Source organism: Mesorhizobium neociceri (assembly GCF_013520985.1).
Lineage (GTDB): Bacteria > Pseudomonadota > Alphaproteobacteria > Rhizobiales > Rhizobiaceae > Mesorhizobium > Mesorhizobium neociceri.
Window position 1 is genome coordinate 137,263 of the sequence record NZ_JACDTY010000016.1, and the last position, 14,962, is coordinate 152,224.

The 14,962-nt window shown below is 61.2% G+C and carries 13 protein-coding genes, 1 tRNA gene and 1 pseudogene; 11 read left to right on the plus strand and 4 right to left on the minus strand.

The window, feature by feature from the left end:
- Nucleotides 1-100 precede the first annotated feature (100 nt).
- Together H0241_RS26540 and H0241_RS26545 are read right to left on the minus strand one after the other, a co-directional pair.
- Nucleotides 101-847 carry an RlmE family RNA methyltransferase gene (locus tag H0241_RS26540; protein ID WP_181060791.1) on the minus strand — a complete coding sequence of 249 codons (747 nt, stop codon included), beginning with the start codon at nucleotides 845-847 and terminating at the stop codon, nucleotides 101-103.
- A 58-nt stretch (nucleotides 848-905) separates the two neighbouring features.
- Nucleotides 906-2,246: a Ppx/GppA phosphatase family protein gene (locus tag H0241_RS26545; RefSeq protein WP_181060792.1), complete on the minus strand. Its 1,341-nt coding sequence runs from the start codon at nucleotides 2,244-2,246 to the stop codon at nucleotides 906-908.
- 286 nt (nucleotides 2,247-2,532) lie between these two features.
- On the opposite strand from H0241_RS26545, the gene H0241_RS26550 reads away from it, so the two are divergent.
- The 3 genes from H0241_RS26550 (at nucleotide 2,533) to H0241_RS26560 (ending at nucleotide 4,344) form a co-directional block, all read left to right on the plus strand.
- A complete protein-coding gene (locus H0241_RS26550; RefSeq protein WP_181060793.1) occupies nucleotides 2,533-3,465 on the plus strand; it encodes a lysylphosphatidylglycerol synthase domain-containing protein in 933 nt (310 codons plus the stop codon).
- 133 nt (nucleotides 3,466-3,598) lie between these two features.
- Nucleotides 3,599-3,672: transfer RNA gene (locus tag H0241_RS26555), tRNA-Gln, on the plus strand.
- Between the two features lie 150 nt (nucleotides 3,673-3,822).
- The gene (locus tag H0241_RS26560; protein ID WP_181060794.1) at nucleotides 3,823-4,344 is read left to right on the plus strand and encodes a hypothetical protein; all 522 of its coding nucleotides are present in this window, start codon (nucleotides 3,823-3,825) and stop codon (nucleotides 4,342-4,344) included.
- A gap of 25 nt (nucleotides 4,345-4,369) precedes the next feature.
- Here the strand turns inward: H0241_RS26560 and H0241_RS26565 are convergent, their stop codons facing one another.
- A complete protein-coding gene (locus H0241_RS26565) occupies nucleotides 4,370-4,600 on the minus strand; it encodes a hypothetical protein (protein WP_181060795.1) in 231 nt (76 codons plus the stop codon).
- Nucleotides 4,601-5,044: 444 nt separating this feature from the next.
- Here H0241_RS26565 and H0241_RS26570 point away from each other — a divergent pair, with 444 nt between their 5' ends.
- The 8 genes from H0241_RS26570 to H0241_RS26605 all read left to right on the plus strand — a co-directional run bounded on the left by H0241_RS26570 (nucleotide 5,045) and on the right by H0241_RS26605 (nucleotide 14,806).
- The gene (locus H0241_RS26570) at nucleotides 5,045-5,575 is read left to right on the plus strand and encodes a DnaJ domain-containing protein (RefSeq protein ID WP_181060796.1); all 531 of its coding nucleotides are present in this window, start codon (nucleotides 5,045-5,047) and stop codon (nucleotides 5,573-5,575) included.
- Nucleotides 5,576-5,749: 174 nt separating this feature from the next.
- Entirely contained in the window at nucleotides 5,750-6,382 is a 633-nt protein-coding gene (locus tag H0241_RS26575) for a hypothetical protein (RefSeq protein WP_181060797.1), read from the plus strand.
- 212 nt (nucleotides 6,383-6,594) lie between these two features.
- Nucleotides 6,595-6,777, plus strand: a complete 183-nt coding sequence (locus H0241_RS26580; protein WP_181060798.1) for a hypothetical protein — start codon at nucleotides 6,595-6,597, stop codon at nucleotides 6,775-6,777.
- A 286-nt stretch (nucleotides 6,778-7,063) separates the two neighbouring features.
- Complete coding sequence (locus H0241_RS26585) at nucleotides 7,064-7,570, plus strand: hypothetical protein (RefSeq protein WP_181060799.1); 507 nt, start codon at nucleotides 7,064-7,066, stop codon at nucleotides 7,568-7,570.
- A gap of 342 nt (nucleotides 7,571-7,912) precedes the next feature.
- Nucleotides 7,913-11,248 (plus strand): M10 family metallopeptidase C-terminal domain-containing protein, encoded by a 3,336-nt coding sequence (locus H0241_RS26590; RefSeq protein ID WP_181060800.1) that lies wholly within the window; start codon nucleotides 7,913-7,915, stop codon nucleotides 11,246-11,248.
- Between the two features lie 87 nt (nucleotides 11,249-11,335).
- Entirely contained in the window at nucleotides 11,336-11,728 is a 393-nt protein-coding gene (locus H0241_RS26595) for a hypothetical protein (protein WP_181060801.1), read from the plus strand.
- Between the two features lie 34 nt (nucleotides 11,729-11,762).
- A complete protein-coding gene (locus H0241_RS26600; RefSeq protein WP_181060802.1) occupies nucleotides 11,763-13,499 on the plus strand; it encodes a type I secretion system permease/ATPase in 1,737 nt (578 codons plus the stop codon).
- Nucleotides 13,496-14,806 carry an HlyD family type I secretion periplasmic adaptor subunit gene (locus H0241_RS26605; protein WP_181060803.1) on the plus strand — a complete coding sequence of 437 codons (1,311 nt, stop codon included), beginning with the start codon at nucleotides 13,496-13,498 and terminating at the stop codon, nucleotides 14,804-14,806. The genes H0241_RS26600 and H0241_RS26605 overlap by 4 nt, the downstream gene beginning before the upstream one ends.
- A 38-nt stretch (nucleotides 14,807-14,844) precedes the next feature.
- On the opposite strand, the pseudogene H0241_RS26610 reads toward H0241_RS26605, so the two are convergent.
- Nucleotides 14,845-14,962, minus strand: a pseudogene (locus H0241_RS26610) (IS630 family transposase); the annotation flags it as partial.

Here is a 14,962-nt window from a genome sequence, read left to right on the forward strand (position 1 = left end):
CCTTCTCCCCCTGTGGGAGAAGGTGGATCGGCGCGACAGCGCCGAGACGGATGAGGGGTGTTCCAGCGGAGTGAGACGTCGGCGTTCCCTGGAACACCCCTCATCCGTCGCCTTCGGCGACACCTTCTCCCACAAGGGGAGAAGGTAGGGCGCGCCCTTTGAAGTCTTTGGCCAACAAATAAAGCTCCACCGACTCATCGCGCGAGGCCGGCGGCTTCACATGGTGCACCGAGCGGAAATTCTTCTTGAGCATGGAGAGAAGCTCGTTTTCGGCGCCGCCCTGAAATGTCTTGGCCAGAAAGTGACCGCCCGGCTTCAGCACCGACAGCGCGAAATCGGCGGCCACTTCGCACAGATGCATGGTGCGGATGTGGTCGGTGCGCTTGTGGCCGGTGGTGGGTGCTGCCATGTCCGACAATACAACATCGGGGTCGCCGCCCAGCGCCTCGGCGAGCTTTTGCGGCGCATCGGGGTCGAGGAAATCCATCAGCAGCACCGGCGCGCCGGGTACCGCGTCCATTTCGAGATAGTCGATGCCGATGACATGCGGGTTTTCCGCGGTGGATTTCGTCCTCGCGGCCGCCACCTGGCACCAACCGCCAGGGGCCGCGCCGAGGTCGATGACCTTCATGCCGGGCTTGAGCAGATGATGCTTGTCGTCGATCTCGATCAACTTGTAGGCCGCGCGCGAGCGATAGCCGTCGGCTTTTGACCTCTGGACATAGGGGTCGTTGATGTGGCGCTGCAGCCAGCGGCGCGACGATTCCTTCAGGCCGCTCTTCTTCCTGATCCGCGTCTTCAGCACCCGAATGCTGGCAGAACCTGGTTTTTCCGGTTTCTTGGTCATGACTTGATTTCTTGTTTGAGCATGATCTTTTCCGAAAACCGCTCGGCACTTTTCGGGATCATGCTCGGCCACGCCCACTGTTGCGCCAGACGCCGTCATCGGCCATCAGCTCGCTCAAAATGCCTTCGCGTAAGCCCCGGTCGGCGACACGCAGACGCTCCGACGGCCACACCGCGCGGATCGCTTCGAGGATAGCACAGCCGGCCAGCACCAGGTCGGCGCGATCGGCGCCGATGCAAGGGTTGGCGCAGCGCTGCTGGAAATCCCAGCCGACCAGCTTTTCGACCATGCGGTCGACGCTGTCGCGATCCATCCACAATCCGTCGACGCGGCGGCGGTCGTAGCGCTCAAGGTCGAGATGGACGCCGGCCAGAGTCGTAACCGTGCCGGAGGTGCCAAGCAGATGGAACTTCGGGCTAGCAAGCACATGGCTCAGCCGGTCACGGCCATCGAAGGCGCGCAGCCGCACCGCGACGTCCTCGACCATGGCGGCAAAGATTTCGCGCGTCACCGTGCGGCCGCCAAAACGTTCGGCCAGCGAGACGACGCCGACCGGCAGCGATGTCCACGACACGATGTGGTTGGCAAGCCGCGGCGAGCGCTGGCCGGTGAGGTCGATCAGCGCGATTTCGGACGAGCCGCCGCCAATGTCGAACAGCACCACGCCTTGCGTGTCGCGCTCGACCAGCGAGCCGCAGCCCGACACCGCCAAGCGGGCCTCCGTCTGGCGGTCGATGATCTCGAGTTTCAGGCCGGCCTCGCGCTCGACCCGCTGCAGGAATTCGACGCCGTTATCGGCGGTGCGGCATGCCTCGGTGGCGATCAGCCGGGCCTTTTTGATCTTGCGGTTGCGCAATTTGTCGCCGCAGATTTTCAGCGCCTCGACGGCGCGGTCCATCGCTGCCTGGCTCAGGTGCCCATTGGCCGTCAGCCCCTCGCCCAGCCTGACGATGCGAGAGAAAGCGTCGATGACGCGGAACTGGCCGTGGCGCTGCGGCACCGCGACCAAAAGCCGGCAATTGTTGGTGCCGAGATCGAGCGCGGCAAACACCGGCAGTTCCTGCATCGGCGGCCGCTGTATGGGCTGTTCCGGCCTGGGCGGCGGGGGCGGCGATGCGGGCACGGGGCTTGGCGGGATGTTGACGGCCGGCGGGCCGGCCGCAACGAGATGCGCGGCCGCTGTGATCTCGTCGCGTGCAAAAACCTTGCGTCCGCGTCGGCGCTTGCGCCGCTTTCTCGCCTTGCCTCGCTGATGCTGGGCGTCGCCGGCCTGTCCGTTGCCGGACTGAGGCCCCGCCTGGCGGGGCCGCCCGGCGGATGGGCTTGCCTGGCCTGACGGCGGCGAAGCCCTGGACACGCCCACTTCCGGCGCGCCAGCGCCGGTGTCGTGGTCTTCCACTTCGGGTCCTTCCGGCGCCGCGCGAACCGGGAAACCGGACGCTGCAGGCACCTAAATGTTTTAAGTTGCCGCCAGAGTAGCAGTGCCGGACCCGATCACCAAGAGCAGTGGGGCAAATTTTGCCGGCATCATGCCGCGGCAATGCTTGCGGCGCTGAATAGCGGGGCTTGTCAGGTTGAATAGCCGGCTTCAATGAGGCATTTCTGAAATGAGGGGCAATATTGGTGAATCGCGGACGTTTTCACGCCCGCTTGGGCGATGGGCAGCAACGCATGACGAGAACTCCATGAGCTGGAGGCGCTATCTGTGGCCGGTCATCGGCATCGCGGCGGTGATCTTTTCGCTGCTGCTGCTGTGGCATGAGCTGCGCGGCATTTCGATCGACGATGTCTGGGACGGCATCGTCGCCATCCCGACGCGCGGCTGGGTGCTGGCGGCGCTGAGCTCGGTGGTCGCCTACGCCTCGCTCGCCGGCTACGACCATATTGCGCTGCTGCACATCGGCAAGAAGGTATCGTGGCTGTTCGTCACCTTCTGCTCCTTCACCACCTATGCGCTGTCGCACAACATTGGCGGCTCGGTGTTTTCGGGCGCCGTGATCCGCTACCGCGCCTATGGCACCAGGGGGCTGACCGGACAGGACGTCGGGATATTGGTGGCGATCTGCTGGATCACATTCGTGCTCTCCAGCCTGCTGGTCGGCGGCCTGGTGCTGGTGTTCGAGCCTGCAATCATCGACCGCTTTTCAGGCGCTCCCCACCACGGCCTGGCGATCGCCGCCGGCACCGCTTTGCTCATTCTGGTCGGCGCCTACATCTTCGGCAGCTGGCTGCACCTGAAGCCGCTGAAAATCGCCGGCTTCCAGCTGCACTACCCGGCGCTACCGATCGTTGCGCGGCAGTTGCTGATCGGCCCGATCGAACTTTTGGCGGCGGCGGCGATCATCTTCTTTGCCCTGCCCTTGGCCGGCAATCCAGGCTATTTCGTCATCCTCGGCGTGTTCCTGGTGTCGTTCTCGGTGGCGCAGATCTCGCATGCGCCGGGCGGGCTCGGCGTGTTCGAGGTGGTGTTCCTCGCCGGACTGTCACAGATGGATCCGGTTGGCGTGCTGGCGGCACTTCTGGTGTTCCGGCTGTTCTACCTCATCATCCCGCTGCTGATCGCGCTGGGCGTGGTGCTGTTCTTCGAGCATTCGCAATACAGCCGCGGCGAGACGTAGCGCCCCGCCCGCGCATCAACGGAACAAACCAAAAGCCCATGATTGAAACGCAACGCAGGCTTGACTATTTTCCGGCGGCGGCTACAAGGCACGCGCGGCTGCTTCGGCGGCCCACCAGCGCGACAGCGCCTGCTGGGGAATAGGTTAACGGTAGACCCACGGACTCTGACTCCGTTAGTCCTGGTTCGAATCCAGGTTCCCCAGCCAACCTTCTTTCTCGCAATAAAATCAATGACTTACCTAAACAAAAAACCACAACCGGAACACATTTCCGGGACACAAAACTGCCGCTTTGATCTTCAGGCTTTTTAGTTCTCTTGGTTGCAGGATTCTGCCACCATTCAATGTATGTGCGCGATGGTTCTAGCTTCAGCAAAATGGCTTACCTTTTTCGGCTTAGCTCTTGCTACGGTCGCGGCACTCTTACTCGCCTTCAAGGGGAGCGTGTTGTATGAGTGGTTGCAATGGGCGGAGTTCAACAATGTTTTCAAGAGCCTGGGCAAGGTGGCCGCTAAACATGAGCGCCTCTACGAGAGAACAAGAGTGTCACCTATGCTTGCTACCTCGGAAGTGGTCATTAAGGATTTGGACTCCAGACTGAAAGGCGGCCTGGTGGGACTGGCGATACAGAGAGTTTATTGGTTGCGAGCCCATGACAGGCTACGCAGAAATTTAAGCCTTACTCCAAAATCGGTCGAATCCCCCGCCAAAATAGTTCGGCAAAAATTTGTCGAAGCCAGCCGGGAGGAAGCCAGCAAGGCGCTAACGGATTCTATAGCAAACACGTCCCTGGCTGAAGGTCGATATATAAAATTTGCTGTTTGGGTGTTCCTTTTTGGGTCTACGATGCAGCTTTTTGCAAGCATCCCGTGGTGCTGAAAGCGAAGCCGTCAAATATTGACGATCAATGCTCTGTATCAGTGTACACCCAAGGCCCCTTCTCTTCTATGCGCTGCGCAGCGTGCTCTACGGCTTCTTCATCTGCATCTGGAAAATTATCACGAATCCACTCAGCCGCATCAATGTTGAAATCGTCCACCAAATCGCCGGCATAATTCTGGTTGTCGATCGCTAGGCCGACATTCTCCTGGCTAAGAAACTCTGCAACAATTTCGTTCGATACCGCGATATCCATTTCATTGCCTCCCAAGGCTCGAATTTGAGTCGAAGTTGTGATTCTATCCCTGATGCGATGGAGTGGCCAGGCCATAGTCCGGCCTGTCCTCCAGTCCAAGCAAGCCATCGTCGATCCGCTCCTGGCACAGCGAGCACTACCGCGCGCTTCGTGACGTCCACGAGCCGCTGTTGAAATCGATGGAGAAAATCATCGGTAGGAAGGCAGCGTTCATCCAGTGGACCACCACCGGGCCGGTTTGGCCGCCTGCCGCTGATAGTTAGGACAGAGCGAGCGCGTTTGTTGCTTTGCCGGTATCGGCTCAGCCCAGACCAAAGTCCGGCTTGTGGCTGGGCTCAAGCAAGCGCAATATCGCTGAAGAACCCGACGGCTGAGGGCCTGGATCGCAATAGAGGCGGCCCAGGCTCTTGGTTTTTCGGGGGCGATGTTTGAGGGAGCAGCGCATTGTTCGTCGATTACTACGAACTCTTGGAGATCAGCCCAAACGCCAACTCGGAGACGCTAGAGCGAATATTTCGCTATTTTGCGATGCGCTATCATCCCGACAATCAGCAAACCGGAAATGAAGCCCGCTTCAGTGAAATAGTAGAAGCACACAACGTCCTGAAAGATCCGGTCAAGCGCGCCCAATACGACATCTCCCATCGAGAGCATGCCGGTCTGCACCTTCAATTGGTGGAGGAAGCAAGCGACGCCAAGGGCGTTCAGAAGGACGCCGTGGTCCAGGCCAAACTGCTTTCCCTGCTCTACGTGAAGCGCCGCCAGGATGTCAGCAACCCCGGCATTGGCGACGTCGAGATCGAACGCTTGTTGGGCTGTCCGCGAGAGCATCTCGAGTTCCATCTCTGGTACATGAAGGCGAAGGGGTGGATCGCAAGAATTGAGAACGGGACAATCGCGATCACGGTTGAAGGCGTCGACCGCGCCGATTCCGAACTGCGTCGCGATACCAGCATTCGGCTGCTGGGATCATAGAACAGTGAACCGTTGACCCAGGCTGCTGGGCAGGTCCGTCGGCACCGCCGCGAGGCTGTGTTCAAACAGTGATTCACATCGACATCGGTTCGATCTAGAACCTGGTCATGGAAGCCCTATTCGATGACCTCTCGAACGCCATCAGGGAGCCCGCACCCTGCACAAGGCCAAGTGATGCCCACCGATAGCCAGTACATTCTCGAACGCACCAGGCAGGGATGCGTGACGCTTGCCGATGACGAGTTCGTCATCGACAGGCTGGTGAAGTATGTCGGCAATGGGCGGATCCGGTGGCACGTCGAATTGCGTGGGCATCGCATTGAGCTGACGACAGGCCAGATCAAGAAGCAGCCGACCTTCCGCAGGAAAATCCTCGAACAGGCTGGCGTGCTGCCGCCCCAGCGCGCCGGGGCCAATTACAGGCGATGGGCGCTCGACCTGAGGAGGAACGCCGTCGAGCTTCCCTGGCGCGACAGGCCGGTCGATGCCGGTTTCGCCATCGACAGGCTCACCAGCCACGGCGATGGGCGCTGGACGGTCGAATACCAGGGCAAGGCCATCAAGTTCACGACGACCAAACTGCGCAGGCAGCTCAGCTTCCGCAAACGTATGCTGGCCAAGGCCAAGGTGCTGCCGCCCGAGTTGACCCCGACCGCCTATCGCAAGTGGATGGACTGGCTCATTCAAAACGCCGCCGAGGCTGTGCCGCTGGCCGGCGAAGCGTCGATGACGGAGAAAAGCTGGCTTGATGACCTGCCAGAGCTGGCCGGCTGGCAAGATGAAGCGCCGCCCCAAGGGACCGACTAGGGCGGCGACATCCAATAAAGATTTATCCGCATTTTAACTAATGTAGGCAATCCTCACAGACAGACGTTCTCCCGACTGACGGGCAGAGTGAAATGACTGATCTTGTGGATGAGGATGAGCTTCCGGCACCCAGCCGATCCGGCCGCTGGCGCGCAATAGCCTTGGCGACACTCCAGATCGTCCCGCCGGTCATTTCGGTGGGATGCGCCATCATGGCCGGCTATTTCACCTATGTGGCTTCGCATTCGAACAACAAGCCGCCCCCAGACATGGCCGCTTTGGCCGTGTCGATCATGAAATCCGGCGATGCTTCTCCGGAACTGCGCGATTGGGCAGCGGACGTTCTGGGGATACAGACCGATATCGGAATGCCTGCCAAAACTGCCCAGCAATAACCGCCTGCCAGGTCTGATATTCCTGCGGCAGGAACTCGGTCGCCGCCCAAGCCGGCGGCCGGCGCCGCTCATCAAGAGATTGCCCGAGTAGGCGCCGGCCAGGCGGGCATTGGGTTACCCGCCGGCGCTACATTAGCATTGGCGCATTGACCTGAAATGGCGCGAACGCGGAAGGCCGGCAGCCGCGGCATCATAGCAATTTTTCCCAAGACCGGAACACGCAACGCCGCAATGGTTGTGGCGCCGATGTTCCAGCATTTTGGCGTGGCTTGCCCTGGAGACAGTCATGACGATTTCCACGTTTCTCGCAGCTCTCGCATCTGAAGGTCCCCCAGCCGACCGGGCGAAAGATATGGATCTGTACGGATGGTTGATTGGCAGTTGGGATATGGAGACGGACCACCACCGCGACGGCACAATTCAAAAGTGGGATGGCGAGTGTCACTTTGGCTGGGTGCTCGAAGGCCGCGCCATCCAGGACATCTGGATCAGGCCCAGGCGCCCTGCGCCGTCCACCATGTATGGCACCACCTTGCGCGTCTTCGATCCCGCGATCGGCGGCTGGCACATCATCTGGAGCGATCCGCTCAACCAGGATTATTCGCGCCAGATCGGGCGGGCCGAGGGCAAGGACATTGTCCAGATCGGCGACGACTCGCGCGGCCTGCAGGCCCGGTGGCGGTTCACCGAGATCACCGCCGACAGCTTTCATTGGATCGGCGACGAGAGACGCGCGGAGAGCGACCCCTGGCGCGTGACGTATGAACATTTCGCGCGGCGGACGGGGTTCTGAGGCACGTCTGCGCATTTGCTGCCAGCTTCCGGTATCAGCCGGGCATCCAGTATCCCGGTACCTTGGCCTTGCAAGCTGGCTAAGGTCGGCGACGTGCGAACATAGATTAGCGCGAGCTTAAGCAAGACCAGGCCAGTATCTCAAAATCCACCGGGACAAGCGCGCCAAATAATCTCATGTGTACCGAGCGCGAACGGAGGGTAGACAAGCGAAGATTCCAATAGCATTGTTGGCACTGGGACGGGGCTCGATCGGCAAGCGCTAACGATGCTTGTCGATGGTTGGCAGAAGCTAAACCGTACAGCCGTAATTGCCACGGTTGCGAGACAAGGAGTCCCAAGGATGCCGAACCAGACCAGCGATCAATGGTGGGTCAATGACCAGACGCCGGATAACCCATATGGCAAAAGCGAAGATTACGAGGCCTACCTCACCTACCTTGGAGCGCTGGACCGGTCGCTGACGCCGGCGATCGCGGCGGGTACGCTAAGGATCAATGTCACCGAGCTCAATGATCACCCCGAGTACAAGGCCGCCGCGATCGGCGCCTTGCAGATGTGGGCCCTTGTCACTCCTTTGAAGTTCGAAATCGTCGACGATGCGCCATACAACAGCGCAACCGACTGGATGCAGGTTGTCAGCCCCGAACTGGGCGAGGAAGACGACGGCAGCGCTTATTCCAACGACCGCTATGTCAGCATAGGTCAACGTTTCCACGACACGGAGAACAACAAGACCGATATTGGCGGCTATGTGTTCGATTCCTTCATCCATGAATTCGGTCATGAGTTCGGCCTGAACCACCCGGGCCTCTACAATTACAGCGGTCCCGGCGGCGTTCAGATCAACTATCTGAACAATGCGACCTGGACCTTCGACCGTCAGCAATACAGCGTGATGTCCTATTTCGATGGGATCGACGTCGGCGAAGCCACCCGCTGGTCGGCTTCAACGCCGATGATGGCCGACATAGAAGCCGTCATCCGCCGCTTTTTCGCGACCGTCGACGAGAATGGGGTGTTCACCTATCAGCATATCGACCTCAACACGGGCGACAATGTCTACGGCTTCGGCAGTACCGTGGATGGCTACCGGCTCAGCGCCTCGGGCATGCAGCACGATATCGGTTTTGTGATCCATGACACCGGCGGAACCGATACGATCGACTTCTCCGGCTCGACAGCGGGCACGATCCTGGACCTGCGCGCCGGTCAGTTCTCCAGCGTGAACGGCCATAGCAACAATGTGTCGATCTTTGCCGGGCACAACGCCGATACAACCGACTATTACATCGAGAACGGCATCGGCAGCAGCCACAACGACATCCTGATCGGCAATGACGGGGCCAACGTGCTGGATGGCCGCGGCGGCGGCGACCGCATGGCCGGCAATGGCGGCGACGACACCTATTTCGTCGACTCCCTCGACGACATCGTGCGCGAAGAAGCCAATGGCGGGAACGACACGGTCGTTCTGCTGTCCCGGAGCTTGAATATCCGGAAAATCGCCAACGTCGAACACATCATCTACGCCGATGAGTCGACACCCCAACCGGGAGATGGCGGCGGCGAAACGCCTCCCATCATCGGCGACAACACGATGACCAGCGTCATCTTTGGCGACAATGGGAACAACACGCTCGACGGCGGCGCCGGCAACGACACGATCTTCGGTCAGGGCGGCGATGACCTCATCATCGGTGGCCGCGACTCGCTCGCCAGCCGCGACATCAACAACACCATCGATGTCGCCGACCTTGAAGACCAGACCGAGAGCGACGACGGCAATGACACGCTCTATGGCGGCGGCGGCAACGATACGATCCTCGGCGGCCAGGGCGACGATATTCTCGACGGCGGCGCCGGCGACGATACGCTGAGCGGCCAGGATGGCGTCGATATATTCAGGGGCGGCGCGGGCGTCGACACGGTCGACTACAGCAAGGAAAGCCCCTTCCAGCTGCTCGTCAACCTCGAGACGAACGTTGCCAATGGCGGCACCGGCACGGGCGACACCTTCTACAGCATCGAGAACCTGATCGGGTCCGATGACCGCATCGACCGTTTCATCGGTACCTCGGCGGCAAATCATTTCTGGGGCCGGGGCGGCGGCGACTATTTCAATGGCGGCGGCGGCAACGACATACTGGATGGCGGCAACGATGGTGACATCCTCTACGGTGAAGCCGGCAACGACACGATCATCGGCGGCGCCGGCCAGGACTATCTGGATGGCGGCGCCGGTATCGATACGGTCGTCTACGAAGGCAGCTCCTCGGGGGTGACGATCGACCTCGCCAACGGCACAGCCAATGGCGGCGACGGCGATGGCCCGGTGCAGATCGTCGGGCGCGGCACCGTTATCCGGCACGACATCCTCGTCGGTTTCGAAAATGCCGTCGGCTCCTTCTTCGACGACCATCTCATCGGCAACGCCCAGGCCAACAAACTTTCCGGCGGCGCGGGCAACGACACGCTGACCGGCGGGGGCGGCGCCGACACATTGAATGGCGGCGCCGGCAGCGACACGGCGGACTATGCCGACGCCACCAGCGGGCTCAGCCTCACACTGGGTGGCGGCAAATCCGGCGGCGACACCTATATCTCCATCGAAAATCTGGCCGGTTCGGGCTTCAGCGATCACCTGACGGGCGATGGCTCGGCCAATGTGCTGACCGGCCAGGGCGGCGCCGACAAGATCGACGGCGGCGGCGGCGATGACACCCTGCTCGGCGATTTCGCCTATCAGGGCGATGCTCCGCCACGCCCGGGCATGGGCACCGGCTACGCCACGCTCGGACTAGATGCGACGAACAATTCGGTCTCAACCGCCTTCGATATCTCGAACAACTTCTCGCTGGCCGCCGACCCCGACATCTTCGATTCGACGACCACCCTTCACATCACCGTCAACGCCACTGGAAACGGCCTTGGCGGCTATTACAGCGTCAACCTGGCGGCCGGCACGATCATCACGATCGACATCGATGGAATTGCCGACCCCAATGTCCATGACAGCATCGTCAGGCTGCTGGACAGCGACGGCAATGTCGTCGCACAGAACGACGATGGCGGCGACGACCCCGGCTCCACCAACGGCCGGGATTCGAGCACGAGCTTCATCGTCGAGAAAACCGGAACCTACTACATTCTGGAAGGCGAATGGTCGGCCACCGCTCCTGGCGATGGCTGGGTGGAATCCGTGCCGGAGGGCTCGACCTACAAGCTGAACGTATCGGTCGAATTCCCGCCCGCGCCGGCTCAGCCGGGCGTCGCGGGCGCCGATACGCTCAACGGCGGCGGCGGTAGCGACCTTTTGGATGGCGGGCTGGCTGCCGACACGCTGACCGGCGGCGCGGGCCAGGACTATTTCCGCTTCTCGACAGAACTCGGGAACGGCAATATCGACTGGATCAAGGACTTCAAGGTCGCCGACGATACGATCCTGCTGGACAACCTCATCTTTGCCAGCGTTGGCGGCGACGGTGCCCTCGCCCTGGGCTCATTCTACAAGAGCGCAGCGGGTGTTGCTCATGATGCCGACGACCGCATCGTCTATGACACCGACAATGGAATATTGTCTTACGACGCCGATGGATCCGGACAGGGAGCAGCCATTCAATTTGCGCACCTGAACACAAATTTGGATCTTTCGGCTGCAGACTTCATTGTCATCTAACACGCTAACGGGAGGGGAGTCTTCAGGCTCCCCTCCCGAAACACGCCGCGTTGCAGAGGTATCGCAGCGAAAAAGGGAGGGTACGCGATGACCGATCGCCGCACAGTATTGATGGCCGCCGGAGCTGTGGCTGTCGCCGCGGCCACCGGGGCAGCGGCTGCGCAATCGACAGATATTCGAGGCTCAGTCACGTTCGTGGGCGGCAAGCCTATCCCGGAAGGTCATCTCGAGATCTATCTTGAGGACCCCGCCATTCAGGACAGTGCGCGACGTCGCGCCGCGAAAACGAGCCTCAAAAGCGAGGGCGGCTCAAAGACGATAGAATTTTCCTTGCCCCTGCCCGCAAGCGCGACTGCGTCACCAACGCTGCAGATCGTTGCGCGCCTGGAGCGTGCGGACGGCTGGCTGCTCGCGCGGGGCAGCGCACAGTTCGAGGCGGGCTTGCCCGTCCATGTCACACTCAAGGCAGTAACGTATTGAGGGGCGAAATGTCATATCCTGATTGCGAGCTCGCATGCAGCTGACGCCCGCGCCGCCGCTTACGCTGGTCGGAATTCTGGCGTCCTTTCGACGTGCTTTTTCGGGCATTGTCCTGATGAGCGGGGTCGTCAACGTGCTGACCCTGACCGGCTCGTTCTTTATGTTGCAAGTCTATGACCGGGTCGTTCCGGGTCGCAGCGTGCCGACGCTGGTCGGCCTGGCGGTTCTTGCGGCAACACTGTTCGTGTTTCAAGGCGTGCTGGAGTTGATCCGCTCTCGCCTCATGGTGCGGCTGGGACAGGGGTTGGATGCAAAGCTGAGCCCATCGGTCTATTCGGCGCTGATGCGCCTGCCGCTACGCGCCAAGCCTTCCGGTGACGGACTGCAGCCCTTGCGGGATCTGGATCAGGTTCGTGCCTTTATCGGCAGTCCCGGACCGACCGCGCTGTTCGACCTGCCATGGATGCCGCTCTATATCGGCATCTGTTTCATTTTTCATTTCTGGATCGGCGTTACCGCGCTTGCCGGCGCCGTTGTCTTGTTTGCACTGACGCTTCTGGCCGAACTCCGGACCCGCGGCCCGACGAGGATCGCCGGACAGCACGCAGCCGTCCGCAGCACGTTGGCCGAGGCGACAAGGCGCAATGCCGAAGCCATGCAGGCCATGGGTTTTGGCGGGCGTATCGCCGAGCGATGGCATGCCGTCAATACCGAGTACCTGAACGCCCATGCGGCAGCCAGCGATGTCCAGGGAACGCTTGGCACGATTTCCAAGATCCTGCGATTGATGCTGCAATCCGCCATGCTGGCGATCGGCGCTTATCTGGTCATCCAGCAAGAGGCGACCGGCGGCATCATGATCGCAAGCTCGATCATGATGGGCAGGGCGCTGGCTCCGATCGAACTGGCGATAGCGCATTGGAAGGGTTTCATTTCGGCGCGGCAAAGCTGGGCTCGCCTGAAGCAGCTGTTGGCTGCGCTGCCGGAAGGCGCATCCGGCGTAACCCTGCCCGCGCCCGTCAGCGCGTTGGCGGTCGAGAATGTAAGTGTCGCACCGCCGGGCGAACGGACGCCGGTGGTGTGGGATGCGAATTTTTCACTGGCCAAGGGATCGGGCCTGGGGGTCATCGGCCCGAGCGCTTCCGGTAAATCGTCGCTGGTGCGTGCGCTTGCGGGCGTCTGGCTGCCGGCGCGGGGCGCCGTGCGGCTGGACGGCGCGACACTTGACCAGTGGCCGCCCGACGAGCTCGGCAAACATATCGGCTATCTGCCGCAGGATGTGCAGCTGTTTGACGGAACGACTGCGCAGAACATCGCCCGCTTCGACCCGGATGCGTCATCCGATATGGTGCTTGCAGCGGCCAAAGCCGCCGGCGTGCATGATCTCGTCGTGCATCTGGCCGACGGTTACGACACAAAGGTTGGCGAAGCCGGCGCCTCGCTGTCGGCGGGCCAACGCCAGCGTATCGCCCTTGCGCGCTCTCTCTATGGCGATCCGTTCATGGTCATCCTGGACGAGCCGAATTCCAATCTCGACGCAGAGGGCGAAGTGGCCTTGTCCGCCGCCATCCAGGGCATCAGGGACCGCGGCGGCATCGTTATCGTCGTCGCGCACCGATCCACTGTCCTGGCCAATGTCGACACTGTGCTGGTGATGGCCAATGGGCATGTGCAGGCCTTCGGTCCGAAGGATGAAGTGCTGAACAAGGTTTTCCGATCGGCAGCACCGCTCAAGGTCGTTGCCGCCACGGAGAGAGGGGTTCCGGCATGAGCGAGGACAGAAGCGCTTTGCATCACAAGCAGGTCCGCCGCTATCTCGTGGCTGGGGTTGCTACCTGTCTGCTGCTTGTCGGAGGTGTTGGCGGCCTGGCGGCGGTGACCAAAATGTCGGGTGCGGTGATCGCAGCTGGCCGGCTGGTGGTCGATTCCAACGTAAAGAAGGTTCAGCATCCGACGGGCGGCGTGGTCGGTGAGATCAGGGTGCGTGAAGGCGACCGGGTCAAAGCGGGCGATATTCTGGTGCGCCTGGATGAGACGACAACGCGCGCCAACCTGGCGATCGTCTCAAAAGGCCTGGATGAGTTCTATGCACGTCTGGCGCGCCTGGAGGCAGAGCGTGACGGCAAGGACACGATCAGCTTTCCGGAGGTTTTGACATCGCGGCGCGACGAAGCCGGTGTCGCCGCATCGATGGCCGGAGAACAATCGCTGTTCGATTTCCGGCACCAGGCGCGATCTGGCCAGCGATCGCAATTGCGCGAACGGATCGCCCAGTTGACGCAGGAGACCGCCGGCCTGACCGAGCAGCTGCAGGCGAAACGCCGCGAGATCGAGCTGATCCAGATCGAGCTGGAAGGCGTGCGGTCCCTGTGGCATCGCAAGCTGATAGGGATCGACCGCATGACGTCGCTGGAACGGGACGCGGTGCGGCTCGAAGGCGAGCATGGGCAGTTGACCGCGGGAATAGCCCAGGTGAAAGGCAAGGCGGCCGAGATCGAACTGCAGATCATCCAGATCGACCAGGATCTTCGCAGCGAGGTCGCGAACGATTTACGCGAAACGCAAGGAAAGATCTCCGAGTTCGTCGAACGCAAGGTGGCGGCCGAGGACCAGTTGAAGCGCATCGATCTGCGCAGCCCGCAGGATGGCGTGGTGCTGCAGTTGGCCGTGCATACGATCGGCGGGGTTATCACGCCCGGCGAGCAGGTGATGCAGATCGTACCGGTGACGGACGATCTGACCGTTGAAGCGCATATTGCGCCGCAGGATATCGACCAGGTGACGATGGGCCAGAATGCGATTTTGCGCCTGTCGGCCTTCAATCGGCAAACCACGCCGGAACTGACCGGGACGCTGTCGCGAATCTCGGCGGATCTCACCATCGAAGAGCGCACCGGAGCAGCCTTCTATGTTGCGCGGGTGACGCTGCCGAAAACCGAGGTCGCCAAGCTGCGCGGGTTGGCGCTGGCGCCGGGCATGCCGGCCGAAGTGTTCTTCCCGACGGGCGACCGGACGATGCTTTCCTATCTGGTTAAGCCGCTGTCGGATCAAATCCAGAAAGCTTTCCGGGAAGAATGAAGCCGCACTTTTGAGAGCTAAGGCAATTCTAGAGTCTTTCACGTTTTGATGGAAGCGTACCCGGCGTTTGCGAAGTAGTTCTTGCATTCGCCGGGTTCGATTGTTTCGACGAGGTGGCCGATGTGGCGCCAAGTGTCCTCGACGGTTCGCTTCTGG

What these genes read in the sequence shown, in the direction of transcription:
- H0241_RS26590 (WP_181060800.1), top strand. Translation starts at nt 7,913, where the DNA reads ATGCCGAACCAGACCAGCGATCAATGGTGGGTCAATGACCAGACGCCG.
- H0241_RS26575 (WP_181060797.1), top strand. Translation starts at nt 5,750, where the DNA reads ATGCCCACCGATAGCCAGTACATTCTCGAACGCACCAGGCAGGGATGC.
- H0241_RS26565 (WP_181060795.1), bottom strand. Translation starts at nt 4,600, where the DNA reads ATGGATATCGCGGTATCGAACGAAATTGTTGCAGAGTTTCTTAGCCAG.
- H0241_RS26580 (WP_181060798.1), top strand. Translation starts at nt 6,595, where the DNA reads ATGGCCGGCTATTTCACCTATGTGGCTTCGCATTCGAACAACAAGCCG.
- H0241_RS26540 (WP_181060791.1), bottom strand. Translation starts at nt 847, where the DNA reads ATGACCAAGAAACCGGAAAAACCAGGTTCTGCCAGCATTCGGGTGCTG.
- H0241_RS26595 (WP_181060801.1), top strand. Translation starts at nt 11,336, where the DNA reads ATGACCGATCGCCGCACAGTATTGATGGCCGCCGGAGCTGTGGCTGTC.
- H0241_RS26605 (WP_181060803.1), top strand. Translation starts at nt 13,496, where the DNA reads ATGAGCGAGGACAGAAGCGCTTTGCATCACAAGCAGGTCCGCCGCTAT.
- H0241_RS26550 (WP_181060793.1), top strand. Translation starts at nt 2,533, where the DNA reads ATGAGCTGGAGGCGCTATCTGTGGCCGGTCATCGGCATCGCGGCGGTG.
- H0241_RS26600 (WP_181060802.1), top strand. Translation starts at nt 11,763, where the DNA reads ATGCAGCTGACGCCCGCGCCGCCGCTTACGCTGGTCGGAATTCTGGCG.
- H0241_RS26560 (WP_181060794.1), top strand. Translation starts at nt 3,823, where the DNA reads ATGGTTCTAGCTTCAGCAAAATGGCTTACCTTTTTCGGCTTAGCTCTT.
- H0241_RS26585 (WP_181060799.1), top strand. Translation starts at nt 7,064, where the DNA reads ATGACGATTTCCACGTTTCTCGCAGCTCTCGCATCTGAAGGTCCCCCA.